Source organism: Phaeovulum veldkampii DSM 11550 (assembly GCF_003034995.1).
GTDB lineage: Bacteria > Pseudomonadota > Alphaproteobacteria > Rhodobacterales > Rhodobacteraceae > Phaeovulum > Phaeovulum veldkampii.
Genome location: NZ_PZKF01000008.1, coordinates 41,259 through 65,081, shown reverse-complemented (window position 1 = coordinate 65,081; position 23,823 = coordinate 41,259). Strand labels below are relative to the sequence as shown.

Annotated in this window: 22 protein-coding genes; 5 read left to right on the top strand and 17 right to left on the bottom strand. The window is 66.7% G+C overall.

Going from position 1 to position 23,823, the window contains the following annotated elements; translation table 11 throughout:
- Window positions 1-200: 200 nt before the first annotated feature.
- On the top strand, window positions 201-2,951 hold the full coding sequence (acnA, locus tag C5F46_RS05100) for an aconitate hydratase AcnA (protein WP_107324281.1): 2,751 nt from the start codon (window positions 201-203) through the stop codon (window positions 2,949-2,951).
- Window positions 2,952-3,029: 78 nt separating this feature from the next.
- On the opposite strand, the gene C5F46_RS05095 is transcribed toward acnA, so the two are convergent.
- The 10 genes from C5F46_RS05095 to C5F46_RS05050 form a co-directional block, all read right to left on the bottom strand.
- Complete coding sequence (locus tag C5F46_RS05095; protein ID WP_107324280.1) at window positions 3,030-3,566, bottom strand: DsbE family thiol:disulfide interchange protein; 537 nt, start codon at window positions 3,564-3,566, stop codon at window positions 3,030-3,032.
- Entirely contained in the window at window positions 3,559-3,720 is a 162-nt protein-coding gene (gene ccmD, locus C5F46_RS05090) for a heme exporter protein CcmD (protein WP_107324279.1), read from the bottom strand. The genes C5F46_RS05095 and ccmD overlap by 8 nt, the downstream gene beginning before the upstream one ends.
- Window positions 3,720-4,448, bottom strand: coding sequence for a heme ABC transporter permease (locus tag C5F46_RS05085; RefSeq protein ID WP_107324278.1), 729 nt, complete (start codon window positions 4,446-4,448; stop codon window positions 3,720-3,722). The genes ccmD and C5F46_RS05085 overlap by 1 nt, the downstream gene beginning before the upstream one ends.
- Before the next feature lie 54 nt (window positions 4,449-4,502).
- Entirely contained in the window at window positions 4,503-5,159 is a 657-nt protein-coding gene (ccmB, locus tag C5F46_RS05080) for a heme exporter protein CcmB (RefSeq protein ID WP_107324277.1), read from the bottom strand.
- Window positions 5,156-5,797, bottom strand: coding sequence for a heme ABC exporter ATP-binding protein CcmA (gene ccmA, locus C5F46_RS05075; protein ID WP_107324276.1), 642 nt, complete (start codon window positions 5,795-5,797; stop codon window positions 5,156-5,158). Before ccmA ends, ccmB begins: the two co-directional genes overlap by 4 nt.
- Window positions 5,790-6,161, bottom strand: a complete 372-nt coding sequence (locus tag C5F46_RS05070; RefSeq protein WP_107324275.1) for an Mth938-like domain-containing protein — start codon at window positions 6,159-6,161, stop codon at window positions 5,790-5,792. Before C5F46_RS05070 ends, ccmA begins: the two co-directional genes overlap by 8 nt.
- Complete coding sequence (gene secF, locus C5F46_RS05065; RefSeq protein WP_107324274.1) at window positions 6,161-7,129, bottom strand: protein translocase subunit SecF; 969 nt, start codon at window positions 7,127-7,129, stop codon at window positions 6,161-6,163. Before secF ends, C5F46_RS05070 begins: the two co-directional genes overlap by 1 nt.
- 9 nt (window positions 7,130-7,138) lie before the next feature.
- Window positions 7,139-8,803: a protein translocase subunit SecD gene (gene secD / locus C5F46_RS05060; RefSeq protein ID WP_107324273.1), complete on the bottom strand. Its 1,665-nt coding sequence runs from the start codon at window positions 8,801-8,803 to the stop codon at window positions 7,139-7,141.
- 9 nt (window positions 8,804-8,812) lie between these two features.
- Window positions 8,813-9,151, bottom strand: coding sequence for a preprotein translocase subunit YajC (gene yajC / locus C5F46_RS05055; RefSeq protein ID WP_107324272.1), 339 nt, complete (start codon window positions 9,149-9,151; stop codon window positions 8,813-8,815).
- Between the two features lie 99 nt (window positions 9,152-9,250).
- Window positions 9,251-11,638, bottom strand: coding sequence for a ligase-associated DNA damage response DEXH box helicase (locus C5F46_RS05050; protein ID WP_107324271.1), 2,388 nt, complete (start codon window positions 11,636-11,638; stop codon window positions 9,251-9,253).
- A gap of 125 nt (window positions 11,639-11,763) precedes the next feature.
- Here C5F46_RS05050 and C5F46_RS05045 point away from each other — a divergent pair, with 125 nt between their 5' ends.
- Genes C5F46_RS05045 through pdeM form a run of 3 tightly spaced genes read left to right on the top strand, consistent with a single transcriptional unit; the run spans window position 11,764 to window position 15,470 of the window.
- Window positions 11,764-11,949, top strand: coding sequence for a zinc-finger domain-containing protein (locus C5F46_RS05045; RefSeq protein WP_107324270.1), 186 nt, complete (start codon window positions 11,764-11,766; stop codon window positions 11,947-11,949).
- Between the two features lie 51 nt (window positions 11,950-12,000).
- Window positions 12,001-14,826: a DNA polymerase I gene (gene polA, locus C5F46_RS05040; RefSeq protein ID WP_107324269.1), complete on the top strand. Its 2,826-nt coding sequence runs from the start codon at window positions 12,001-12,003 to the stop codon at window positions 14,824-14,826.
- A complete protein-coding gene (gene pdeM, locus C5F46_RS05035; RefSeq protein WP_107324268.1) occupies window positions 14,823-15,470 on the top strand; it encodes a ligase-associated DNA damage response endonuclease PdeM in 648 nt (215 codons plus the stop codon). The genes polA and pdeM overlap by 4 nt, the downstream gene beginning before the upstream one ends.
- Here the strand turns inward: pdeM and C5F46_RS05030 are convergent.
- A complete protein-coding gene (locus tag C5F46_RS05030; RefSeq protein WP_133618419.1) occupies window positions 15,359-16,267 on the bottom strand; it encodes a LytTR family DNA-binding domain-containing protein in 909 nt (302 codons plus the stop codon). The two genes, pdeM and C5F46_RS05030, sit on opposite strands and share 112 nt — an antisense overlap.
- Before the next feature lie 115 nt (window positions 16,268-16,382).
- Between C5F46_RS05030 and C5F46_RS05025 the strand changes: the two genes are divergently transcribed.
- Entirely contained in the window at window positions 16,383-16,817 is a 435-nt protein-coding gene (locus tag C5F46_RS05025) for a PaaI family thioesterase (RefSeq protein ID WP_107324266.1), read from the top strand.
- 13 nt (window positions 16,818-16,830) lie between these two features.
- Here the strand turns inward: C5F46_RS05025 and folD are convergent, their stop codons facing one another.
- The 6 genes from folD to tilS form a co-directional block, all read right to left on the bottom strand.
- Window positions 16,831-17,721, bottom strand: coding sequence for a bifunctional methylenetetrahydrofolate dehydrogenase/methenyltetrahydrofolate cyclohydrolase FolD (gene folD, locus C5F46_RS05020; RefSeq protein WP_107324265.1), 891 nt, complete (start codon window positions 17,719-17,721; stop codon window positions 16,831-16,833).
- A complete protein-coding gene (locus C5F46_RS05015; protein WP_107324264.1) occupies window positions 17,718-18,023 on the bottom strand; it encodes a chorismate mutase in 306 nt (101 codons plus the stop codon). Before C5F46_RS05015 ends, folD begins: the two co-directional genes overlap by 4 nt.
- A gap of 62 nt (window positions 18,024-18,085) precedes the next feature.
- Entirely contained in the window at window positions 18,086-19,753 is a 1,668-nt protein-coding gene (locus C5F46_RS05010) for a formate--tetrahydrofolate ligase (RefSeq protein WP_168796836.1), read from the bottom strand.
- 33 nt (window positions 19,754-19,786) lie between these two features.
- Window positions 19,787-20,557 carry a methyltransferase domain-containing protein gene (locus tag C5F46_RS05005; RefSeq protein WP_107324262.1) on the bottom strand — a complete coding sequence of 257 codons (771 nt, stop codon included), beginning with the start codon at window positions 20,555-20,557 and terminating at the stop codon, window positions 19,787-19,789.
- Window positions 20,558-20,569: 12 nt separating this feature from the next.
- The gene (gene ftsH, locus C5F46_RS05000; protein ID WP_107324261.1) at window positions 20,570-22,474 is read right to left on the bottom strand and encodes an ATP-dependent zinc metalloprotease FtsH; all 1,905 of its coding nucleotides are present in this window, start codon (window positions 22,472-22,474) and stop codon (window positions 20,570-20,572) included.
- A gap of 79 nt (window positions 22,475-22,553) precedes the next feature.
- Complete coding sequence (gene tilS / locus C5F46_RS04995; protein WP_107324324.1) at window positions 22,554-23,783, bottom strand: tRNA lysidine(34) synthetase TilS; 1,230 nt, start codon at window positions 23,781-23,783, stop codon at window positions 22,554-22,556.
- Between the last annotated feature and the right edge of the window lie 40 nt (window positions 23,784-23,823).

Genomic DNA, 23,823 nt, shown 5'->3' with positions numbered 1-23,823 from the left:
TCCCCCCGTGCCTCTTCTTGCTATCGGGCTGGTGGGGCCTTTGCCAATCAAGGTTTTGCGAGAGAGGCGTGCGTGCGCCGCCTGTCTGCGACTTTTTGTGCACAATGGTATACAAATTGCGGCCTCCCCCCTTGATCGGGCGGCGCCGATGCGGCAAGAAACCCCCAGCAAGACCCTATCGCCCAAGGGAGGCCATTTCCATGCCCATCGTTACCGGCAAAGACACCGCAGGCACGCGCCGTACTCTGAATGTGGCGGGCCAAAGCCTGGCCTATTACTCGATCCCGGCGGCTCAGGCCGCAGGCTTGGGCGATTTTACCCGCCTGCCCGCCAGCCTCAAGGTGGTGCTGGAAAACATGCTGCGGTTCGAGGATGGCGGCTTCACCGTGTCGGTCGATGATATCCGCGCCTTTGCCGAATGGGGCGCCAACGGCGGCAATAACCCGCGCGAGATCGCCTATCGCCCCGCGCGCGTGCTGATGCAGGATTTCACCGGCGTTCCGGCGGTGGTGGACCTTGCCGCGATGCGCGACGGGATCAAGGGGCTGGGCGGTGACGCGCAAAAGATCAACCCGCTGGTGCCGGTCGATCTGGTCATCGACCATTCGGTGATGATCGACGAATTCGGCAATGCCCGCGCCTTCCAGAAAAACGTGGAGCTGGAATACGAACGCAACATCGAACGCTACAAGTTCCTGAAATGGGGCCAGAACGCGTTTCAGAACTTTCGCGTGGTGCCGCCGGGCACCGGCATCTGCCATCAGGTCAACCTTGAATATCTGGCGCAAACCGTCTGGACCGACACCGACCAGACCGGCGCAGAGGTGGCCTATCCCGACACCCTGGTGGGCACCGACAGCCACACCACTATGGTCAACGGTCTGGGCGTTCTGGGCTGGGGTGTGGGCGGGATCGAGGCCGAGGCGGCGATGCTGGGCCAGCCCGTCTCGATGCTGATCCCCGAGGTGATCGGCTTCCGCCTGACCGGCCGCATGGTGGAAGGCACCACCGCTACCGATCTTGTGCTGAAGGTCGTGCAGATGCTGCGCAAAAAGGGCGTGGTGGGCAAGTTCGTCGAATTCTACGGCGAGGGGCTGGACCATCTGCCGCTGGCCGACCGTGCCACCATCGCCAACATGGCGCCCGAATACGGCGCGACCTGCGGTTTCTTCCCGGTCGATGGCGAAACCATCCGCTACCTGCGCCAGACCGGCCGCGACGAGGCCCGCGTGGCGCTGGTCGAGGAATATGCCAAGGAAAACGGCATGTGGCGCGGCCCGGACTATGACCCGATCTATACCGACACTCTGCATCTGGACATGTCAGAGGTGGTGCCCGCGGTGTCGGGCCCCAAACGCCCACAAGACCACACCCCGCTGACCCAGTCGGCCGAATCCTTTTACAAGGTGGTCAGCGAATATCGCGGCGTAGACATGTCGGCCGCCGCCAAGGACATGGCCTATGAAGGCGATACGCAGGTTTCGGCCAATGACGTGCGCAAATCGGGCGCGGTCGCGGGGGCCGATTACCGGCTGCGCGACGGCTCGGTTGTGATCGCCTCGATCACGTCGTGCACCAACACCTCGAACCCCTATGTGATGATCGGCGCCGGGCTGGTGGCGCGCAAGGCGCGCGCGCTGGGTCTGACCCGCAAGCCTTGGGTGAAAACCTCGCTCGCACCCGGCTCGCAGGTGGTGTCGAAATATCTGGAGGCCGCGGGCCTGCAAGACGATCTGGACGCGATCGGCTTCAACCTTGTGGGGTATGGCTGCGCGACCTGCATCGGCAACTCTGGCCCGCTGGCGCCCGAAATCTCGAAAACGATCCATGACAACGACCTGATCGCGGTGTCGGTGCTGTCGGGCAACCGCAACTTCGAGGGCCGCATCAGCCCCGACGTGCGCGCCAACTATCTGGCCAGCCCGCCGCTGGTGGTGGCCTATGCGATCGCGGGCGACATGAACATCGACCTGACCCATGACCCGATCGGCCAAGACCTTGATGGGAACGATGTGTTTCTCAAGGACATCTGGCCCACCAATGCCGAAATCGCCGATCTGGTCCATGCCACAGTCACCCGCGACGCGTTCCGCGCCAAATACGCCGATGTGTTCAAGGGCGATGCCAAATGGCAGGCGGTCGAAACCGTGGATTCGGAAACCTACGACTGGCCCGCGACCTCGACCTATATCCAGAACCCGCCCTATTTCCGCGGCATGTCGAAAGAGGCTGGCACGATTTCCAACCTGCACGGCGCGCGCATTCTGGCGCTGTTGGGCGACATGATCACCACCGATCACATCAGCCCCGCCGGCTCGTTCAAACCCACCACGCCCGCCGGAAAATACCTGACCGAGCGGCAGGTGGCGCCCAAGGATTTCAACTCCTACGGGTCGCGCCGCGGCAACCATGAGGTGATGATGCGCGGCACATTCGCCAACATCCGCATCAAGAACGAGATGCTGGACGGTGTCGAAGGCGGCTATACGCTGGGGCCTGACGGGGCGCAGACCTCGATCTACGACGCCTCGATGGCCTATCAGGCAGCGGGCGTGCCGCTGGTGATCTTTGGCGGCATCGAATACGGCGCGGGATCAAGCCGCGACTGGGCGGCCAAGGGCACCAACCTGCTGGGCGTCAAGGCCGTGATCGCCGAAAGCTTCGAGCGTATCCACCGCTCCAACCTGATCGGCATGGGGGTCATTCCGTTCGAGTTCACCGAAGGCATGACGCGCAAGTCGCTGGGCCTGACCGGCGACGAGACGGTGACGATCGAAGGTCTGGAGGGCGAGATCAAGCCGCTGAGCCTGGTGCCCTGCACGATCCGACGCGCCGATGGCCGCGAAACCGTGATCACGCTGCGCGCGCGCATCGACACCGAGGTGGAGATCGAATATCTGCGCAACGGTGGCGTTCTGCATTACGTTCTGCGCAACCTGGCCAAGGCCTGACGGTGCCGCAGACAGAAAAGGCCCCGGCTTTCGCCGGGGCCTTTTGCTATGCACCGGGGGGTTCGTGGCGCAACGCCCTCACTTGGCCTTGGTCAGGAACGGGCGCAGGTGCTTTTCAATGACATCGGGCGTCACCGGCCCGGCAAAGCGGAACAAAATCCGCCCATCGCCATCGACCACAAAGGTTTCGGGCACGCCATAGACGCCCCAGTTCACCGCGGTATCCATACCCGAGGCATCGGCGCCGATGGCGGCATAGGGGTTGCCCATATCGGCCAGAAATTGCGCCGCATTTTCGGGCTTGTCCTTGTAGTTGATGCCATAGATCGGCACCCCCTCGGCGGCAAGTCCGGTCAGATAGGGATGCTCGATCCGGCAGGGCGCGCACCAGCTCGCCCAGAAATTCACCAGCTTCACCCGCCCGTCGCGCAGGGCTGCGTCAGTCAGCGCGGGGCCTGCGCCCAGCGCCGCGAGCACCAGAGGCGGCGCCGTCTTTTCGGCCAGCGCGGTCGGCAACTGGCGCGGGTTGTCGCGGTTCATCCCCCAGACGAACATCCCCGCCAGCGCCGCAAACAGCACCGGCGGCAGCACCATCAGCGGCGAGATTTTAGCCATCCCCTTGCCCCATCCGTGCTTCTTGTGCGGCCAGCGCGCGTTTCACCTTGGCAGACCGCCACAGCGTGACCGCCACCAACCCCAGCAACAGCGCAATCGTGACCGCATAAGATCCCAGAACGGCCCCGGCATATTTCCCCAGATCGGGTATCATCAGGCCATCCTTTCGCGGGTTTCCAGCGCCTGCAAACGGCGCGCCCGAATTTCGGTGCGGGTGCGGATCAGCACCAGCGCCAGGAACAACAGCACAAAGCCGGTGATGCTGACCACCAGCGGATACCAGAACACATCGGCCACGTTCTCCTCCTTGTCGAGCGAGAGCGAGGCGCCCTGATGCAGGCCCTGGTTCCAGAAGTTCACCGCATAGCGCGACAGGATCGCAAAGACCGAGCCGACAAGGCACAGAACCCCGGTCAGATCGGCGGCGGTATCAGGGTTATCAATCGCCCCCCAGAGCGCGATATAACCCAGATAGAACAGGAACAGGATCAGGAACGAGGTCAGCCGCGGGTCCCATTCCCACCAGGTGCCCCACATCGGCTGCCCCCAGATCGCCCCGGTGATCAGCGCGATCAGCGTCATCACCATGCCGACCGGTGCCGCCGCCTTGGCCGCCAGCGCCGATACATGGTGCCGCCGGATCAGCCAGATCAGCGAGGTGACCAGCATCATCGCCCAGACGTTGATCGCCATCATCGCGGCGGGAACGTGGATGTAGATGATCTTGACGGTCGAGCCTTGCTTGTAATCGTCGGGCGTGAAGAAAAAGCCCCAGACCAGCCCGCCGATCAGCGTCACCAGCGTCAGCCCCGCAACCCAGGGCAGGGCCCAGGCCGAGGTCTGCATGAACTTCTTTGGATTGGCGTATTCCCAGATCGACATGGAGTTGTGCTACTTTCCTGTTGTCGTGTGCTCAAATCACACTCATGTCATGGCCTAGCGCAGATTGACGCGGATCGCCGCCGCCGAGGCAAAGGGGACCAGCGCCACAGTGGCCGCGGTGATGCCCGCCAGCATCAGCAGCGGCGTTGTCGTCTCCATTCCGGCGACGCCGCGGCGCACCAGTTCGGCGCCAAAGATCAGCGTGGGCACATAGAGCGGCAGCACCAGCAACGACAGCAACAACCCGCCGCGTTTCAGCCCCACCGTCAGCGCCGCGCCGAATGTGCCCAGCACCGACAGCGCCGGCGTGCCCAGCGCCAACGATGCCGTCAGCCAGAAGAACCCCGCCCCCTCCAGGTGCAGCAGGATGCCGAAAACCGGCGCCGCCGCCACCAGGGGCAGGCCCGTCGTGATCCAGTGCGCAGCAGCCTTGATCGTCACCACCCCTTCCAGCGGGATCGGTGCGGTCGCCAGCAGATCCAACGAGCCATCCTCATAATCCAGCGCGAAAATACGGTCGAGCGACAGCAGACAGGCCAGAAGTGCCCCCAGCCACAGAATGCCCGGCGCGATCCGGGCCAGAACGCCACCCTCAGGGCCAACCCCGAACGGAACCAGCGTGACCACGATCAGAAAGAACGCCAGCCCCAGCCCAAAGCCACCGCCCGCGCGCACCGCCAGCGCCAGATCGCGGGCCAACAGCGCGATCATGCAAAGGCCTCGTCAAAGCTGCCGCGAATACCCCCCGCCTCGGGCGGGCGGGCGCGGAACGGGGTGAGGTCCAGCACGCGGGCCTCGTGCAGGCCAAGGTCGATATGGGTGGCGATCAGAGCCGCGCCGCCGCCCGCCAGATGGGCGCGCACCGCGGTCGCAAACAGCGCAACCGACGCCGCATCCAGCGACACGGTGGGTTCATCCAGCACCCAGACCGGGCGGCCAGTGACCAGCAGCCGCGCCAGCCCAAGGCGCCGTTTCTGCCCCGCCGACAGGCTGTGCGCGGGGCGGTCGCGCAACGCGGACAGGTTCATCGCGTTCAGTGCCGGGTCAATGCTGCCGGTGCCATAGACGGCCGCCCAGAAACGCAGGTTTTCGGTTACGCTCAGCGTCGCCTTCAGGCCATCGGCATGGGCGGCATAGGCCACCGCCTCGGGCAGGGCCGACAGCGTACCCGCCAGCGGCGGCTGCAACCCCGCCAGCGTGCGCAAGAGCGTTGTCTTGCCGATACCGTTCGGCCCGCGCAGGATCAGCGCCGCGCCTCGGCTGACGACAAAGTCGATGCCTTCCAGCACCGCCAGCCCGCCGCGCGCCACCGCCAGCCCCGCCACCGACACCAGCGGCGGCTCAGACATCGCCCACCCCCGGCATCGGCAGCAGCGCGGCGGCTACCCGGCGGTTTTCGGTCAGCAGCAGGTTGTAGCTGCGCGCGGCGGCAGGTGTGGCCATCGCCTCGACCATCAGCCCCGCCCCTTCCAGCCGCTGCACCAGCGCCTTGGGGGCAAAGGAAATGTCGGCGCCGGTACCGATGAACACCAGATCGACCGAACCCGCCAGCGCCAGAACCGGCGCCAGATCGTCATAGCCCGCCCAATCCGCCACCGCCCCGGCCCCGATCACCAACCCGCCGGGCCGCACCGCGCCTGCGACCCGGAAATAGCCGGGGCCAAAGGCGTCAATCGGCAGGCCGGTGCCAAAGCTGGTGTCGATGATCGGCATCAGGGTTGTTCCGCCCCCGGAAACGGTGTTTCGGCGGGTTTCGACCAGTCGCGTTTCACGCCCAGCCACAGCACGATGTTTTTCGCCACAAAGACCGACGACCAGGTGCCCACCACCACCCCGAAGGTCATGGCAAAGACAAAGCCGCGGATCACGTCGCCGCCCAGCACCAGAAGGGCGATCAGCGCAATCAGCGTGGTGCCCGAGGTCATCACCGTGCGCGACAGCGTTTCGTTGACCGACAGGTTCATCACATCGCGCAGCGGCGTGGTCTTGAACTTCATCAGGTTTTCGCGCAGCCGGTCAAAGACCACCACGGTATCGTTGATCGAATAGCCCAGAATGGTCAGCAGCGCGGCGATGATGGTCAGGTCGAACTTGAGCTGGAACAGCGCGAATACCCCGATTGTCACCACCACGTCATGCACCAGCGCCGCCACCGCGCCCACGGCAAACTGCCATTCGAACCGCATCCAGATATAGATCAGAATGCCCGTCGCCGCCGCCAGAACCGCCAGAATGGCCGATTGCAGCAACTCGCCCGACACCTTGGGGCCGACGGATTCCACCGCGGCAAAGACAACCGCCGGGTCGGCGCCCTTCAGCGCCGCCTCGACCGCAAGGATCGCCTCGGGGGTCAGGCTTTCGGCCCCCTGCTGCGCCTGAATGCGGATCTGCGCCACCTGTTTGTCGGGGCCAAAGGTTGGGTCGAACACCTGCGTGATCGACACATCCCCCAGATCAAGCGGGGACAGCGCCGCGCGATAGGCGCCCACATCCAGCGGCTGGCTCGATTCGGTGCGGATCGTGGTGCCGCCCTTGAAGTCGATGCCGAAGTTCAGCCCCATCACGATCACAAGGACCACCGAGGCAGCCACCATAAGGGCGGAAACGCCAAAGGTGGCCCATTGCCAGCGGAAAAAGTCGATCGAGGTCTTTTCGGGGACCAGTTTCAGACGGAAAGCCATGGCTGCCCCTTACACGGTAATGGTTTTCGGGCGGCGGCGGTCATACCAGACAACCACAAGAAGCCGCGTCACCCAGATCGCGGTAAAGACCGAGGTGACGATCCCGATCATCAGCGTCACCGCAAAGCCCCGCACCGGGCCAGAGCCCAGAAAGAACAGGATCGCCGCTGTCAGGAAGGTGGTTATATTGGCATCCACAATCGCCGACATCGCCCGTTCATAGCCCAGCCCGATGGCGCGCGCAGGGCCCTTGGCGGTTTTCAGTTCTTCGCGGATACGTTCGAACACCAGCACGTTGGCATCTACCGCCATGCCGATGGTCAGCACGATCCCGGCAATGCCGGGCAGCGTCAGGGTGCCACCGATCGCCGACAGGATGCCAAAGATCATGGCAATGTTGACCATCAGCGCCACGCTGGCAAACACCCCGAACAGCCCGTAGCTGAGGATCATGAAGACCACGACCGCGGCCAGACCGACCACCGAGGCGATGCGCCCGGCCTCGATGCTGTCGGCGCCCAGTTCGGGGCCGATGGTGCGCTCTTCCAGAAATGTCATGCCCGCGGGCAAGGCGCCTGCGCGCAACAGCACCGCCAGATTGGTCGATTCCTCGACCGTGAAACTGCCGGTGATGATACCAGACCCGCCCGGAATATGGCTCTGGATCACCGGGGCCGAGATCACCTCGCCATCCAGAACGATGGCAAAGGGCTGACCGATATTGGCGGCGGTATAGTCGCCGAACTTGCGCGCCCCGGTCGGGTTGAAACGGAACGAAACGGCGGGCCGGCCGTTCTGGTCGAAATCGGGCCGCGCATCCACCAGCTCGTCCCCCGAGACAACGGGGCTGGCATCCAGAGTGTAGAACAGCCCGCGCTCGTCTACCGAAGGATAGACCACGCGGCCCAGCCCCGGCGCCGGATCGGGTTCGGAACTGCGGCCCAGAACCGGGTGGAAGGTCAGCTTGGCGGTGGTTCCGATCAGCGCCTTCAACTCGGCCGCCGAACCAAGGCCCGGCACCTGAATCAGGATGCGATCGGCGCCCTGACGCTGAATCGTGGGTTCGCGTGTGCCGACCTCGTCCACACGGCGACGAATGATCTCAAGGCTTTGCTGAATTGTGCGGTCGTCGGTCGCGGCACGTTCTGCCTCGGACAGGCGCACAATCAGAATATCGCCTTCGGCGGTCACATCCAGATCGCTTTCGCCCACCCCGGTCAGGGTGACCACCGGGTTTGCCAGATCGCGCACCGCCGCCACCGCCTCGGCCATCGCTGCGGGGGTGCCGATCTGGATGCGCAATTCGCCATCGGGGGCGGGCGCGCGGCGCACCGCGCCGATGGTGGCGCGTTTGCCGGCCAGCGCGCGCCGCGCCTCGGGCCAAAGCGCCTCCATTCGGGCCTTGTAGACATCGGCCACATGCACCTCGGCCAAAAGATGCGCGCCGCCGCGCAGATCCAGCCCGAGGTTCACCAGCCCAGAGGGCAGAAAATCAGGCCAGCCGCCCCGTGCCACGGCCTGTTCGGGCGTTTCGAACCCGACCCTTTCGGCCGCAACGATCGCGTCGTTATGCGCCTCGACCCGGCCATAGAACAGGTTCGGAACAGCGAAAGCGATCCCGCTCAGGACGAGCGCAAGGATCACGATCCGCTTCCACAGGGGGATCTGCAACATGTTGTAAACTCAGTTGGAGTTGGCCGCAGCCGGTTCGGTCTTGGACAGCACCTGCGCGATGGTGGATTTGATCACCCGCACCTTCACGCCCGGTGCGATCTCGATCTCGACCTCGCCATCCTCGCGCACATGCACGACCTTGCCGATGATGCCGCCCGCGGTCACAACGCTGTCGCCGCGGCGCAGGGCATCGACCATGGCCTTGTGCTCTTTCAGCTTTTTCTGCTGCGGACGGATCAGCAAGAAATACATGATCACAAAGATCAGGACCAGCGGCACGAATTGCGAAAAAGCGGCGGCGCCGGACATGTCACCGGCGGCCTGGGCATAGGCGGGGGTTGCGAACATCTGTCGTCCTCGTCTGGTTGGGGCGCAGGCGCCCGATGGATCGCGCGCACCCTATCTGTGGGGGGCCGCGATGGCAAGGCAAGGCGCCGTCACGCCCGATCACGACACAAGGCCCGCCGCCGCCATCAGCCGCGCCGCCATCTCGGCCTCCAGCCGGGCGCGGCCCGCGCCCTCCACCGGCACCCGGCCCGCCTCCAGCAGCAGCGGCGCAGCCAGCGGCGGCACCGTCTCCAGCCGCATCAGGTCGATGCGCCCGGCGGTGCGGGCCAGCATCTCCTCCAGGCGCGCGAAATCGACAAGGCCGCGCATCGCCTCGTCGCGGGTGGCGCGCAGCATCAGGTGGCCGGGGTCGTGGCGGCGCAGCGTATCATAAAGGATATCGGTCGAAAACGTGGCCTGCCGCCCGCTTTTGCGTGCACCCGGCACGTTGCGCTGGATCAGCCCTGCGATGGTGGCGACGGTGCGAAAGGCGCGCTTCATCACGGCATTGGCCGCCAGCCATCCCTCCAGCCCGTCGCGCAGGCCCTGCGCATCCAGCAGCGCGGCGGGGTCTGTGACTGCCTCCAGCCCCCAGATCGCCACCGCGTAATCCGACGCGACAAAGCCCAGCGGCGCCAGCCCGGCCTGGTCCATCGCCCGCGTCATCAACAGACCCAGCGTCTGCATCGCGTTGCGCCCGGCAAAGCCCCAGATCACGCAATAGGCCCGCCCCTCATGCGGAAAGGTTTCAACCAGCAGCCGCCCCGGCACGGGCAGCTGCGACCGGGCGGCCTGCAACGCCACCCAGTCGCGCGCACTGTCGGGCAGCGCCGCGGGGCGGTGCAACAGCCGCAGGATGCGCGCCGAAAGCTGGGTCGATGTGGCGAATTTGGTGCCCGAAAACACCGCCACCTTGGGCTCTCGCCCGCGGCCGGGGCTGACCTCGACGGTCAGTTCCCGCAACCCCTCATAGCGCACCACCTGCCCGCCGATCAGGAAGGTGTCGCCGGGGGTCAGGCTCGCCGCAAAGGCCTCCTCCACCTCGCCCAAGGGCGCGCCGCCACGGATCAGGCGCACCTTGAGCAGGTCGGTATCGACGATGGTGCCAATGTTCATGCGCAGATCGCGCGCCGCGCGCGGGTCGCGCAACTGCCACAGGCCATCGCGCTGCATCAACCGGCGCCAGCGGTCATAGGCGCGTAAAGCATAGCCCCCCGTCGCGCAAAACTCCAGGCAGGCGTCGAAATCGCCCCGCGGCAGGTCGGCGTAGGGGCCAGCCCGGCGGGCTTGCGCAAACAGGTCATCGGCGGCAAACGGCCCCGCGCAGGCGGTCAGCAGGATGTGCTGGCAGAGCACATCCAAAGGCCCCGGCCCGCGCGGCTCGCCATCCAGATCATGGTCCGCCACCGCCTCCAGCGCCGCTGCGCATTCGATCTCCTCGAACCGGTTGGCAGGCACCAGCCGTGCCTTCGACGGCGCGTTGTAGCGATGGTTCGCCCGCCCGATCCGCTGAACAAGCCGCTTGACGTTTTTGGGCGCGCCGATCTGGATCACCAGGTCCACATCGCCCCAGTCGATGCCCAGATCGAGGCTGCCGGTAGCCACCACCCCGCGCAGGCTGCCCGCCACCATCGCGGCCTCGACCCGTTCGCGCGCCTCTTTCGACAGGCTGCCGTGGTGGATGCCGATCGGCAGATCGTCGGTATTGGCCAGCCACAGGTCATGAAAGAACAGCTCCGCCTGCGCGCGGGTGTTGTGAAAGATGATCGTGGTGCGATGCGCCGCCACCGCCGCCAGCACCGCGGGGATCGCATGGCGCCCGCCCGCCCCGGCCCAGGGCGCGCGCGGGCACCCCTCCAGCAGGGCAATGTCGGGCGCGGGGCCGGGGTCGGCCAGCAGCACCGCGCACCCCTCGGGCGCCAGAAACCGCGCCAGCGCGGCGGGATCTTCGACCGTGGCCGACAGACCCACCCGGCGCAGCCCCGGCGCCAGCGCCTGCAACCGCGCCAGGCACAGCATCAACTGATCGCCCCGGCGGCTTTCGGCCAGCGCGTGAACCTCATCCACTATCACACGGGAAAGGCTTGAAAAAATTTGCGGCGCGTCGGGGTAGGACAGCAGCAGCGCCAGGCTTTCGGGCGTGGTCAGCAGAATATGCGGCGGGTCGGCGCGCTGGCGGCGGCGCTGGGTGGCGCCGGTATCGCCGGTGCGGTCCTCGATGCGGACGCCCAGCCCCATCTCGGCGACCGGCCCGGTCAGGTTGCGCCGGATATCGGCCGCCAACGCCTTCAGCGGCGAGACGTAAAGCGTATGCAGCCCCGCCCGCGGAGCGCGCGCCAGATCGGCCAGCGTCGGCAAGAACCCCGCCAGCGTCTTGCCCCCGCCGGTGGGCGCGATCAGCAGCACCGCCGGATCGCCGGCGCGCGCCAGCATCTGCGCCTGATGCGGGTGCAGCGCCCAGCCGCGGGCGGCAAACCAATGTGCAATGGGGGCGGGCAGGTCGGGCATGGGCGCACTCTAACCCCGCCCGATGGCACCGCAAGGCCCGCCAACCCTTGCCCGCCCCGGACGGATCGCTATCATGGCGCGCAGCCGGGCCATGCAGCCCCACCCCTTCCAGACCCGAGGCCAAGATGACCCTGCCCGCGCCCGAGACCAAAACCGTCACCACCTGGAAAGTCGCCTGCGACGGCGGCGAGGGCGCGCTTGGCCATCCGCGGGTCTGGCTGGTGATCCCCGAGGATACCGGCTTTGTCGATTGCCCCTATTGCGATGCGCGATATGTGATCGACCGCGACCACGCCCATTCCGACCACTGACCCAGCGGACGGCCCCGCCCGTCCGGGGTGCCAACCCCGAGGGAGGGGACCATGACCTTTGGCAACGGCTGCCATCTGCATCTGATCGACGGCTCGGCCTTCATCTTCCGCGCCTATCACGCCCTGCCTCCGCTGACGCGCAAGTCAGACGGGCTGCCGGTGGGCGCGGTGGCAGGCTTTGCCAACATGATCTTCAAATATATCGAGGATGCCAAGGGCACCGATGCCCCGACCCATGCTGCGGTGATTTTCGACCACAGCTCCAAGACCTTCCGCAACGATATTTACCCGGCCTACAAGGCCAACCGCCCCGAATTGCCCGAAGACCTGCGCCCGCAATTCCCGCTGACGCGCGAGGCGACACGGGCCTTCAACCTCGCCTGTATCGAGGTCAAGGATTACGAGGCTGACGACATCATCGCCACCCTGGCGCGGCAAGCGCGCGAGGCGGGCGGGCGCGTCACCATCATCTCGTCCGACAAGGATCTGATGCAGCTTGTGGGTGGCGGGGTCGAGATGCTGGATGCGATGAAGGGCCTGCGCATCGGCCCCGACGAGGTGGCCGAGAAATTCGGCGTCGGCCCCGACCGGGTGGTGGACGTGCAGGCGCTGGCGGGCGATTCGGTCGATAACGTGCCCGGCGCCCCCGGCATCGGCATCAAGACCGCTGCACTGTTGATCAACGAATATGGCGACCTTGACAGCCTGTTGGCGCGGGCCGACGAAATCAGGCAGCCCAAGCGGCGTCAGGTGCTGCTGGACAATGCCGATCTGATCCGCATCTCGAAGCGCCTCGTGACGCTGGATGCCAACACGCCGCTGGAGTTCGGGCTGGACGATCTGGAGGTCAAAGACCCAGACCCCGCCGCGCTGATGGATTTCCTGTCGCAGATGGAGTTTCGCACCCTGACCCGCCGCGTGGCGGAAAAGTTCGGAACTGCCGTTCCGGCCCCGATCGAGGCCGCCGCGCCGACGGCGGCAGGCACACCCGAGGCGCCTGCCGCCTCCGCGACCCTGCCCTTTCGTCCTGACGACTACACCTGCATCCGCGATGCACAGACGCTGACGCGCTGGCTGGATCAGGCCCGCGCGCGGGGCTGGGTGGCGGTCGATACCGAAACCACCAGTCTGGACGAGATGCAGGCCGATCTGGTGGGCGTGTCGCTGTGCATCGAGCCGGGGCGCGCGGCCTATATTCCGCTGGGCCACAAGGCGGGAGGCGATGATCTGTTCGGCTCCTCCAGCCTCGCTCCCGGCCAGATGCCGATGGATCAGGCGCTGGCGCTGCTGAAGCCGGTGCTGGAGGATGACAGCATCCTCAAGATCGGGCAGAACATGAAGTATGACTTCAAGATTTTTGCCCGCCACAGCATCCGCGTGGCCCCGATTGACGACACCATGCTGCTGTCTTACGCGATGCATGCGGGGCTGCACGGGCATGGCATGGACCATCTGTCGGACCGCTACCTGAACCACAGCCCGATCCCGATCAAGTCGCTGCTGGGTGGCGGCAAGGCCGCCATCACCTTTGACCGGGTGCCGGTGGACGAGGCGGTGAAATACGCCGCCGAAGATGCCGATGTGACGCTGCGGTTGTGGCACCTGTTCAAGCCGCAGCTTGCCCACGCCCGCGTGACCACGGTCTACGAGACGATGGAGCGCCCATTGGTGCCGGTGCTGGCCGACATGGAAATGGCCGGTGTGCGGATCGACCCGACCGCACTTGCGCGCATGTCGAATGCCTTTGCGCAAAAGATGGCGGGGCTGGAGGCCGAGATCGCGGCGCTGGCGGGCCAGCCCTTCAACGTGGGCAGCCCCAAGCAGTTGGGCGAAATCCTGTTCGACACGATGGGCGTGCCCGGCGGCCAAAAGGGCAAGACCGGCGCCTATGCCACCGGTGCCGAGGTGCTGGAGGATGTGGCCGCGCTGGAAGATCACCCCAAGGCCGCCGAACTGGCTGCCCGCGTGCTGGACTGGCGCCAGATTTCCAAGCTGAAATCAACCTATACCGACGCGCTTCAGAGCCACCAGAACCCGGAAACGGGGCGGGTTCATACCTCTTACGTCATCTCTGGGGCGGCGACGGGGCGGCTGTCCTCGACCGACCCGAACCTGCAAAACATACCCGTGCGCAGTGACGAGGGCCGCCGCATCCGCGAGGCGTTCGTGGCCGGCCCCGGCATGACCCTGGTCAGCCTTGACTACAGCCAGATCGAGTTGCGCATTCTGGCCCATGTGGCCGACATCCCCGAACTGAAAGAGGCGTTCCGCAAGGGCATCGACATTCACGCGATGACCGCCTCGGAAATGTTCAACGTGCCGCTGGACCAGATGACCCCCGACATCCGGCGGCAGGCCAAGGCGATCAACTTTGGCGTGATCTATGGCATCTCGGGCTTTGGGCTGGCGCGCAACTTGCGCATTCCGCGCGCCGACGCGCAGGGCTTCATCGACCGCTATTTCGAACGCTTCCCCGGAATCCGCCGCTACATGGACGACACCGTGGCCTTTGCAAAGGACAATGGCTTCGTGCAAACGATCTTTGGCCGCAAGATACACACGCCCGAGATCAACGCCAAAGGCCCCGGTGCGGGCTTTGCCAAGCGCGCGGCGATCAACGCGCCGATCCAGGGCGCGGCCGCCGACATCATCCGCCGCGCCATGGTGCGGATGCCCGCGGCCATCGCCGATCTGCCCGCAAAGATGCTGTTGCAGGTGCATGACGAGCTGATCTTCGAGGTCGAGACAGGGGCCGCCGATGCGCTGACCGCGATCGCCCGCCGGGTGATGGAGGGCGCTGCCAATCCGGTGGTGCATCTGTCGGTGCCGCTGGTCGTCGATGCGGGCCGTGGCGCAAGCTGGGCCGAGGCGCATTGACCGGCCACGCCTTCAACCTGAACGGCACGGCGCTGATCGCGCGGGGGGCGGGCACGCTGTGGCTGGCCGCCGAACGGGCGCTGATCGTGTCTGACCTGCATTTTGGCAAAGCAGCCCGCCTTGCGCGGCGCGGCACCCTGCTGCCGCCCTATGACACCGCCGAAACGCTCGCGCGGCTGGATGCCGAGATCGCGGCGACAGCCCCCGCGCAGGTGATCTGCCTGGGCGACAGTTTCGACGATCTGGCTGCTGCCGACCTGCCCGAACCCGAGGCGCTGTGGCTGACCCGCCTGATGGCCGGGCGGCGCTGGGTCTGGATCGCGGGCAACCACGATCCGGGGCCGGTGGCCCTGGGCGGCAGCCATCTGGCCGAACTGCGGCTGGGGCCGCTGACCTTGCGCCATATCGCGCAGCCGGGAACGTCAGGCGAAGTGTCGGGCCATTATCACCCCAAGGCGCGGATCGGGCGCGGCCCCGCGCGCCCGGCCTTTCTGATCGACGCGGCGCGGGTGATCCTGCCCGCCTTTGGCGCCTATACCGGCGGGTTGCTGTCGTCTGATCCGGCGCTGGCGCGGCTGATGCGCCCCGAGGCGCTGGCGGTGCTGACCGGGCCGCGCGCGCTGGCGCTACCGATGCCGCGCTGAGCCGGCGTCAGCAGGCCACGCTCGATCAGGTCGGGCTGATAGGGCCGCGACACCGGCACCGCGCTGCCGTCGCACAGCCGCACCTGCACCTTGCCTGCGCGCCGCTCGGCTCTGCTCACCGCATCCAGCGCAACCCAGTGCGACCGATGCACCCGCAGCCCGCAGACCCCGTCAAGTTCAGCCAGCGCGTCCGCAAAGCGCATCAACAGGCTGGCCTGCCCGGCGCCTGTCACCACATCAACATAGTGATCCCGCACCGACAGCCGGATCAGCGGCGCCCGCAAAGCCGGATCAAGCCGTGCCATCAGCCGCGGCGCGGCGCTGTGCGGGGCCACCTCCGCGGGCGCCGGGCTGGCGGGCGTCGGGTTGGCCGCCGCCCCCCGCGGCTGCTGCGCCAGCGCATAACGCATCGCGCTGACGCTGATCGAGCACAAAAACACCAGCCCACCAAGTTCGACCCAATGCAGCCGCATCGCCTGCGACTCAGGCAAGAACTGGACCGTTGCTGCGTAAAGCGGTGGCGTCATGACCACCGCGGCCAGCACTGCCAGAACCGGCGCGCCGACCAGATCGCCGCGCAAGCCAAACACCTCGACCACCATCACTCGCAGCCCGGCGCACAAGACAATGCCCGCCCCGATGACCACGGGCCAGAACAGCAGCCGCTGCGGACCCGAAAGCCCCTCCAACGTGCCAAAAGGGCCAGCGACAATGCCCAGAAGCGAGAACACCGCCCAACTGACAGGCACTGCCGGAGCCTGCAGCAGGGCCAGCCATCGCACAACAAATCGTGACATAAGCACCGACATCGTCATTGAAATACGACGGTTTGATACGCGTTTGCGACTGTCGGCGCAATGATCTTGCCAACATTACATCGCCGCGAGCAAAATCGTTGCAAAGGAGACCCGCATGACACCGACCAGCGCCGACCGCATCACGAACAGCTTTGCTCAACAATCCCTGATGCAGACATTCGGCGCCGCAATCACGCGGATCGAGCCGGGCCTGTGCGAGATCGCAGCCCCGATCCTGCCGCTGGCACGCCAGCAGCATGGCATGGGCCATGCCGGGCTGACATTTGCGCTGGGTGACACCGCGGCGGGCTATGCCGCGCTGACGCTGATGGCGCCGGGGGCCGAGGTGATGACGGCCGAGATGAAGATCAACCTTCTGGCACCTGCCGCGGGGGGCCGGCTGATCGCGCGGGGCCGCGTGGTCAAGGCCGGGCGGCGGCTGAGCGTGGTCACCGCCGAGGTCGAGGCCGAGGCACCAGACGGCGCGCGCAAGCTGATCGCGGTGTTGCAGGGCACCATGGTGCCGGTCGATCCCGGCCCCCTGGCCTAGCAGGGGCGGCGGATCAGGCCGTCAGCCCTTCGGGTTCTGCCAGGCCATGCGCGCGGCAGGCAGCGGTGACGGTATTGGCCAGCAGGCAGGCGATGGTCATCGGCCCCACCCCGCCCGGCACCGGGGTGATTGCCCCCGCCACGCCCACCGCGCTGGCGAAATCGACATCGCCCACCAGCCGCATCTTGCCATCGCGTTCGACCCGGTTGATGCCCACGTCGATCACCGTGGCGCCCGGCTTGATCCAGTCGCCGGTGATCATTTCGGGGCGGCCCACGGCGGCCACCAGAATGTCGGCGCGCCGGCACACCGCCTCGATTGTCCGGGTCCGCGAATGGGCAATGGTCACGGTGCAGCTCTCGCCCAGCAGCAATTGGGCCATCGGTTTGCCCACGATGTTGGACCGGCCCACGACCACCGCCTCCAGCCCCGACAGGCTGCCCAGATGGTCGCGCAGCAGCATCAGGCAGCCCAGCGGGGTACAGGGCACCATCGCCTTTTGCCCGGTGCCCAACAGCCCCACATTCGAGATGTGGAACCCGTCCACATCCTTGGCCGGGTCAATGGCGTTGATCACCAGTTCGGCGTTCAGATGCGCGGGCAGCGGCAGTTGCACCAGAATGCCATGCACCGCAGGCGCCGCATTCAGCCGCGCGATCAGCGCCAGCAAATCGGCCTCGGTCGTGTCGGCGGGCAGCTTGTGCTCGAAACTGGCCATGCCGGTTTCCTGCGTCTGCTTGCCCTTGTTGCGCACATAGACCTGGCTGGCCGGGTCTTCGCCCACCAGCACCACGGCCAGACCGGGGGTCAGGCCGTGGCCGTCCTTCAGCCGGGTCACATGGGCAGCCACGCGGCCGCGCAGCCGTTCGGCAAAGGCCTTGCCGTCAATGATCGTGGCACTCATGCGCCCTCTCCCTTTCCCAGAACCGCCTCTTCGCGCTTGATCGACCAGTCGATGATCTGCCGCCACAGCGTTTCAACCAGATCCGCCTCCAGCCCTTCGGCCATGGCCCGCGCGCGCACCTTGGCAACCACGTCTTCCACCCGTGCGTCAATGCGGGCAGGCAGGCCCTCAGCCGGTTTCAGCGCAATCGCCCGGTCGATCAGACGCGCGCGCGCGGCAAGGCCCGCAACCAGCCGCGCATCCAGCGCGTCGATCTCGGCGCGCAGTTCGGCCATCGAGGAAATACCGTCGAGTTCCCGCATCAACGCCCCCTTTTAGTTGGCGCGCTTGTGCCCGGTTTCGGCGGCAATCTCAACCCTGTCGATCAGAACAGCCCGACGACGTTTCCGGCCTGATCCAGCCCGATGCTTTCGGCGGCGGGCACCCGTGGCAGGCCCGGCATGGTCATGATCTCACCGCAGATCGCGACCACAAAGCCCGCGCCTGCGGCCAGCCGCACCTCGCGCACCGGCACCACATGCCCCGAGGGCGCCCCCCGCAACGCGGGGTCAGTGGAAAAGCTGTATTGCGTCTTTGCCATGCAGACCGGAAGAGGACCGTGGCCCGCCGCCTCGAAGGCCGCAAGCTGGGCGCGCACGGCCGGGTCGGCCGCCACCTCGCCCGCGTGATAGATCCGCCGTGCGATCGTCTCGATCTTGTCCCACAGGGGCAGATCGTCGGGGTAAAGCGGGGCAAAACGCGCACCCGCTTCGGCCAGCGCCACAACGCGGCGGGCCAGATCCTCTGCGCCAGCGCCGCCCCTTGCCCAGTGATCGCACAAGATCGCCTCGGCGCCCTGCCCGGCCACATAGGCCTGAAGCGCGGCGATCTCGGCCGGGGTGTCGGCGGCGAAATGGTTGATCGCCACCACCACCGGCACGCCAAAGCCGCGCACATTCTCGATATGGCGACCAAGGTTGGCACAGCCCACCCGCAGCGCCGCCACATCTTCGCGCGCCAGATCGGCCCGCGCCACACCGCCATGCATCTTCAGCGCCCGCACCGTGGCCACGATCACCGCCGCCGCGGGCTTCAGCCCGGCCTTGCGACACTTGATGTCAAAGAATTTCTCGGCCCCCAGATCAGCACCAAAACCCGCCTCGGTCACCACATAATCGGCCAGTTTCAGCGCCGTGCCCGTGGCCATGACCGAATTGCAGCCATGCGCGATATTGGCAAACGGCCCACCATGAACAAAGGCCGGGGTGTTTTCCAGCGTCTGCACCAGATTGGGCTGCAACGCCTCGCGCAACAACACCGTCATCGCGCCATCGGCCTTGAGGTCGCGGCAAGTGACCGCGGTCTTGTCGCGCCGATAGCCCACCACGATCCGGCCCAGCCGGTCTTGCAGATCGTCCAGATCGCGCGCGAGACACAAGATCGCCATCACCTCTGACGCCACGGTGATGTCAAAACCCGTCTCGCGCGCATAGCCGTTGGCCGGGCCACCAAGCCCCACCACGATGTCGCGCAGCGCGCGGTCGTTCATGTCCATCACCCGCCGCCAGGTGATCCGCCGCGGGTCCAGGTCAAGCGCGTTGCCCCAGTGGATATGATTGTCGATCATCGCCGCCAGCAGATTATGCGCCGCCGTAATCGCGTGGAAATCGCCGGTGAAGTGAAGGTTCATCTCCTCCATCGGCACGATCTGTGACAGCCCGCCCCCCGCAGCGCCCCCCTTCATGCCGAAGTTGGGGCCAAGGCTTGCCTCGCGGATGCAGATCGCCGTGCGCTTGCCGATCCGCGCCAACGCGTCGCCCAGGCCCACGGTGGTGGTGGTCTTGCCCTCGCCCGCGGGCGTCGGGCTGACCGCGGTGACCAGGATCAGCCGCCCCTCGGCCCGGTCGTCCAGCCCTGCAATGAAACTGCGGTCAACCTTGGCCTTGTCGCGCCCGTAGGGGATCAGCGCCGCCTCGGGGATGCCCAGTTTCGCGCCGATCTCGGCAATCGGGCGTTTTTTCGCGGCGCGCGCGATTTCGATGTCTGTCAGCAAAATTCCGGCTCTCCCTCGTCCTGCGCCGCCCGATCAGACCGTCAGCGTGAAGAACAGACGGCGGAAGGGGAACAGCACACCGCCATCCTGTTCCACCGGATAGGCCGCTGCAAGCGCCGCGTCATAGCGCGCGGCAAAGGTGGCCGCCTCGGCCTCGGTCATCTTGTCGAGAAACGGTCGCATCGCGGTCGCCTCGGTAAAGCGGCGCACCGGATGGCCCGCCGCGCTCGCCTCCAGCCGCTGAACATAATCGGTCTGCCAGACATCGACCGCCCCCAGCGGCGCCAGCATGCGGTGATAATCGGCCGGCATCGCCACCGGCGGTTGCCAATGGCTGAAATCAAAACGGTCCGGGAACATTTCAGCGGCGAAATCGCGCAGGAAACGATGGCTGGGGGCGCTGTGCTGGCGTGGCATCTGCACTGCCAGCACACCGCCCGGCACCAGCAGCCCGGCCAGCCGGTGCAGCAGCGCGGCATGGTCAGGCAACCAGTGCAGCAGCGCGTTGGAAAAGATCAGCGCGGGCGGGGTTTCGGGTTGCCAGCCCGCCACATCGCCCCCGGTCAGCGCGTCATAGGCGCCGGTTGCCGCCGCCGCCTCCAGCATCGCGGGCGAGGCGTCGATGCCCACCAGCCGCCGCCCGGCAAAGCGCGCGCGCAGCGCCGGCCCCACCGCCCCATTGCCACAACCCAGATCGACCAGATCCCCCGGCGGCAGCGCCCCGATCCGGGCGATCAGGTCCAGCGCGGGGCGCAAACGCAAGCCCCGAAACCGGGAGTAGGTTTCGGGGCTCCAGTCGCTCATGGCTGTGGCCGATCAGACGGTGGGTTCGGGGGCCGCATCGCCCTTGGGCGCTGCGGGCTTGGTCCGCGGAATCGCCGTGACCGAGGGGATCGAGCCCGTGGGCGTCGAGCCGGCATCGTCACCACCCAGCGTCTCGCCGCGGGTAACGCGGCGGATTTCCTCGCCGGTCAGGGTTTCATATTCCAGCAGGCCCTTGGCCAGACGCTCGAATTCCTCGGATTTCTCGATCAGTAACTTGCGGGCCAGAACATAGCCCTCCTCGATCAGGTCTTTAACCTCCTGTTCGATCAGTTCCTTGGTATGGGCCGACACCGAAAAGCCCGCAGTATTGCCGGAATAGCCCTCGTGTGCCTCGGCGTAATCGACCGAGCCCACCTTGTCGGACATGCCCCAGCGCATCACCATGGCGCGCGCCAGCGCGCTGGCCTGCTGGATGTCGCCCGCAGGCCCGTTCGACACGCCTTCTTCGCCATACTTGATGATCTCGGCGGCCTTGCCGGCCATGGTCATGGCGATGCGCTGCTTGGCCTCGTCCTTGTGCATGTTCAGCCGGTCCATCTCGGGCAGGCTGACGACCATGCCCAGCGCGCCGCCGCGCGGGATGATCGTAGCCTTGTAGACCGGGTCGCATTTCGGCAGCGCCATGCCGACGATGGCGTGACCTGCTTCGTGATAGGCGGTCTTTTCCTTCTGCTCGGGCGTCAGCACCATGCTGCGGCGTTCAACGCCCAGCATGACCTTGTCCTTGGCATTCTCGAAATCTTCCATGGTCACAAAGCGGCGACCGATGCGGGCCGCCAAAAGAGCGGCCTCGTTCACCAGATTGGCCAGATCGGCGCCCGAAAAGCCCGGCGTGCCGCGCGCAATCAGGCGCAGGTCCACATCGGGGCCTTGCGGCACCTTGCGGGCATGCACGGTCAGGATCTTTTCGCGGCCCTTGATGTCGGGGTTCGGCACATGGATCTGGCGGTCAAACCGGCCCGGACGCAGCAGCGCGGGGTCAAGCACGTCGCGGCGGTTGGTGGCGGCCACGATAATGATGCCCTCATTCGCCTCGAACCCGTCCATTTCGACCAGAAGCTGGTTCAGCGTCTGTTCGCGTTCGTCATTGCCGCCGCCGATGCCCACGCCGCGCGACCGGCCCACGGCGTCGATCTCGTCGATAAAGACGATGCAGGGGGCGTTCTTTTTCGCCTGTTCGAACATGTCGCGCACACGCGATGCGCCAACACCAACGAACATTTCCACGAAATCCGACCCCGAGATGGTGAAGAACGGCACGCCCGCCTCGCCCGCAATCGCGCGCGCCAGCAGCGTTTTACCGGTGCCCGGAGGGCCGACCAGCAGAGCGCCCTTCGGGATCTTGCCGCCAAGGCGGCTGAATTTCTGCGGGTTGCGCAGGAATTCGACGATTTCTTCAAGCTCTTCCTTGGCCTCGTCGATGCCCGCAACATCGTCAAACGTCACGCGGCCATGCTTTTCGGTCAGCAGCTTGGCGCGGCTTTTGCCAAAGCCCATTGCCCCGCCTTTGCCACCGCCCTGCATCCGGTTCATGAAGAAGATCCAGATCCCGATCAGCACAAGGAACGGCAGCCACACGCCGATCACCGACATGATGCCCGACTGTTCCTGACGCTCGACCTTGACCTCGACCTTGTTGTCGATCAGCCGGGCTGTAATGTCATCGGTCTGCGGCTTGACCGTGGAATATTGCACCCCGTCATTGCCGCGGAACACGACCTGTTCGCCATCAAGCGTGACGCTTGCCACCTCGCCACTGTCCACGCGGCCGATGAAATCGGAATAGCTGACCGAGCGGGCGTTCATCGTGCCCTGCCCGCCGCTGAACAGGTTGAACAGCGCCAGAATCAGCAGGAACAGCACGACCCAGAAGGCGATATTGCGCGCGTTACCCAAAGGTTGTCCTCCAACAGTCCTACGGCGCCGGGGTGTGCCCTGCGCCTTTGGACTGAAAATAGGGATAAAGCGCAAAGGTTCAATGCGAGAAAAGCGATGAGGGAAAATCGCGCGCAAGTTCAACCTGCCAGCCCAGCGCCAGACCGGCCAGCGGCGCAGCCGCCAGATGCCCCGCCCGCCACACCGCCGGATCGGCGCTCAGCGCCAGCCGGGGCCGACCGCTGGCGCGCCAGTCGGGGCACTGGGCAAGGCCAGCCTCGCCCAGCGCCGCGATCTGGCAGCCTTCGGCGGTGGCGGGGCCGGTCAGGCGCCAGCGCCCGTCCCACAGATCGCCGGGTCGCGCCGTGACGCCCGCAACGGCAGCCGGTTCGCGGCAAAGCCGCAGGTTTGCGCCCTCGGGGCGGGCCAGACACCCGTGCAGCGCGGCGCCCTGCCCGGCCTCGACCGCCCGCATCAGCCGCGCCAGATCGGCCCCGCGCGGGGTATAATCAGACGTGGCGATCCAGCGCAGCGCGGCGGCCAGCAGGCGACGGCGGATTTCAACGGGAAGCGCCGCCAGCCCGGCCCGGTCGATCACCAGATCGCCCGCCTCGGCCCGCGTCAGGGCCTGCGCCGCGGCGTGGGTCTGCGCGTCCAGCGCCGCGCGCACCTCACGCAGATGTGCACTGACCTCGGCCAGAACCGGCACGCCCAGCCCCAGCGGCTCCAGCGCGGCCAGCGCCGCGCGGGCGCGGATGCGGGCATAGGCCGGGTCGGCATTGGTCGGGTCATCGGCCCAACCCACACCGCGCGCGCGCAGGGCCGCGCGCAGATCGGCCCGACGCGCGGCCAGCAGCGGGCGCAGCCACAAAATGCCCTGCGCGCGACGTTCGGGCGCCATCGCCGACAGCCCGTCTACCCCTGCGCCACGGGCCAGCCGCATCATAAAGGTTTCGGCCTGATCGTCGGCGGTATGGCCCAGCGCCACCGCCGCGATGCCCTGCGCCCGCGCCCAGTCAGCCATCAGCCCATAGCGCGCGCGCCGCGCCGCGTCGGGCAGGTTGCCGCGCCCATCCCAACCGCGCCAGCGCAGCACCTGGTGGGGCAGGCCCAGCCCCGCCGCCACCCGCGCCACCATCGCGGCCTCGTCGGCGGCCTCGGGGCGCAGGCCATGATCAACCGTCACCACCGCCAACGCCGTGCCCGCGGCCCCCGTCCTCGCCGCGGCCCGGTCGGCCAGCAGATGCAGCAGCGCCAGCGAATCGCTGCCCCCCGAAACGGCAACGCCCAGCCGGGGGAACCGGCCGGGCGGCAGCGCCGCGGCGATCATCGCCGCCAGCGGGCAGGCAGTGCCGGTCACGGGCAGGACG